Origin of the sequence: Mesorhizobium sp. M7A.F.Ca.ET.027.03.2.1 (assembly GCF_003999175.1) — a bacterium.
GTDB lineage: Bacteria > Pseudomonadota > Alphaproteobacteria > Rhizobiales > Rhizobiaceae > Mesorhizobium.
Map to the genome: position 1 here is coordinate 1 of NZ_RZOM01001158.1, position 1,853 is coordinate 1,853.

At 62.5% G+C, this 1,853-nt stretch carries 2 protein-coding genes; one reads left to right on the forward strand and one right to left on the reverse strand.

The features are described from left to right. Positions 1-204: 204 nt before the first annotated feature. Positions 205-486, reverse strand: a complete 282-nt coding sequence (locus EN750_RS32375) for a hypothetical protein (RefSeq protein ID WP_245481835.1) — start codon at positions 484-486, stop codon at positions 205-207. Positions 487-683: 197 nt separating this feature from the next. On the opposite strand from EN750_RS32375, the gene EN750_RS32380 reads away from it, so the two are divergent. Then, positions 684-1,853 (forward strand): GTP-binding protein (locus EN750_RS32380; RefSeq protein ID WP_127399116.1); only part of this gene is annotated, 1,170 nt, incomplete at its 3' end.

Sequence of the window (1,853 nt, forward strand, 5' to 3'; positions counted from 1 at the left end):
TCTTCGGGCTCGTCGATATTTCAGGCGCCAGCGAGCAGATGACGGTGCGGCTGATGGATCGCGACGACAACGAACTCTACAAGGTGACGCTCGACCCGGTGCGGTCGGCGTAAGCGCGCTTCTCAACCCTCCCCCTTGTGGGGAAGGTCGGCGGCGGCTTCGCAAAGCGAAGCTGGCGAGACGGGGCGGGGGGTGAAGCGCTGACTAGTCCGGGTAGCAGACCATGGGAATATTCGGCCAGACGGCGCTGTCGCAGTTGGCGGCGTCCTGCCGCTGCTTGAAGGAGGCGCTGACCGGGCCGGTCACCATCGGGTCGACGCCGTCTGGTGCGTCGGCGAAAATCTGCTCGGCCGACTGTGCCTCTGACGGCAAGGCAGGCCGTGATTCCTTCATCGTCGCGGCTGACTGTGCGGCGTTGGCCGCCAGCAGGACGGCGAAGGCAACAGACGCGATGAGCGGCCAGAATCGGTTGAGTTTATCGGTCATGACGTTTGAACTGCCCGGGCCCCAAAGGGTTCCCGCCTTGGTTAACAAAATCATCTCACACGCAGATGCTTAAGATTTGATGAGTATTTGGTGACGCTCCTCCTCTTTCGCAACTGCGAAAAACCCTGTATGAGCCGCGCAACCGAAAGAGGCAGCGCCTTTTGGCCTGCTGCCTGCAACGCTTCCGAGACCAGAACATGAAAATCCGTAATATCGCGATCATCGCGCACGTCGACCATGGAAAGACCACCCTGGTCGACCAGCTTTTGAAGCAGTCCGGCTCCTTCCGAGACAATCAGCGCGTCGCCGAGCGCGCCATGGATTCCAACGACCTCGAAAAGGAACGCGGCATCACCATCCTGGCCAAGGCGACTTCGGTCGACTGGAAGGATACCCGCATCAACATCGTCGACACCCCCGGCCACGCCGATTTCGGTGGCGAGGTCGAACGCATCCTGTCGATGGTGGACTCAGCCATCGTGCTGGTCGACGCAGCCGAAGGGCCGATGCCGCAAACCAAGTTCGTCGTCGGCAAGGCGCTCAAGGTCGGCCTGAAGCCGATCGTCGTCATCAACAAGATCGACCGTCCGGACGCCCGTCACGTCGAGGTGGTCAACGAGGTGTTCGACCTTTTCGCGGCGCTCGACGCCACCGACGAGCAGCTCGACTTCCCGATTCTGTACGGTTCAGGCCGCGATGGCTGGGTTTCGGAAAATCCGGAAGGACCCAAGGACCAGCAACTGGGGCCGCTGTTCGACCTCGTCATCAAGCATGTGCCGGAGCCGACCGTTCATCCCGGCCCGTTCCGCATGATCGGCACCATCCTGGAAGCCAATCCGTTCCTCGGCCGCATCATCACCGGCCGTATCGAGAGCGGCACGCTGAAGGCCAACCAGCCGGTCAAGGTGCTGCACCATGACGGCACCCAGATCGAAACCGGCCGTATTTCGAAGATCCTGGCCTTCCGCGGCCTCGAGCGCCAGCCGATCGAAGAAGCGCAGGCGGGCGACATCGTCGCCATTGCCGGCCTGTCGAAGGGCACCGTCGCCGACACGTTCTGCGACCCGAGCGTAAGCGAACCGCTGCATGCGCAGCCGATCGATCCGCCCACCGTGACGATGTCGTTCCTGGTCAATGACAGTCCGCTGGCCGGCACCGAAGGCGACAAGGTGACCAGCCGCGTCATCCGCGACCGCCTGCTGCGCGAAGCCGAAGGCAATGTCGCGCTGAAGATCGAGGAATCGCCCGACAAGGATTCGTTCTTCGTCTCCGGCCGCGGCGAATTGCAGCTGGCCGTGCTGATCGAGACGATGCGCCGCGAAGGCTTTGAAATCGCCGTGTCGCGTCCGCGCGTCGTCATGCAGAAG

What these genes read in the sequence shown, in the direction of transcription:
- EN750_RS32375 (WP_245481835.1), bottom strand. Translation starts at nt 486, where the DNA reads ATGACCGATAAACTCAACCGATTCTGGCCGCTCATCGCGTCTGTTGCC.